Here is a 344-nt window from a genome sequence, read left to right on the forward strand (position 1 = left end):
TTCACATATGCTTCAACTGATTTTTGTAATACTTTCTTTTCAACAACATCCTGGGTGTTTCTTCTGACCTGTATCGCAACTGATTGAGGTGTATAAGACGTCATAGTATAAATATTACGTTTGGCACTTTCATGTTGATATGGGCAGTCGTATTTATAAGCCGACACTTCTTCATTTTCTAAATAGTGATACTCGATGGAACTTGATGAGGTTTTTTCAACAAAGCTGTATTTCAAAGCTACGTTTGGAAAAGATAGATCTCTCATTGTATTTACTTCGTTCCAAGAAGGCGTGCTAATTTCCTTACTCCTCTTCCCTGCTATCTCCAGCCAGGCATTAAAAAA

Annotated in this window: 1 protein-coding gene; it reads right to left on the minus strand. The window is 36.6% G+C overall.

Features of this window, described 5'->3' with window-relative positions; all coding sequences use genetic code 11:
• Positions 1 to 344, minus strand: a 344-nt coding sequence (locus AMS66_RS32830) for a hypothetical protein (RefSeq protein ID WP_160319732.1), incomplete at both ends; no start/stop codon positions are given.

The organism is Paenibacillus xylanivorans, from assembly GCF_001280595.1.
GTDB classification, from domain to species: Bacteria; Bacillota; Bacilli; order Paenibacillales; family Paenibacillaceae; genus Paenibacillus; species Paenibacillus xylanivorans.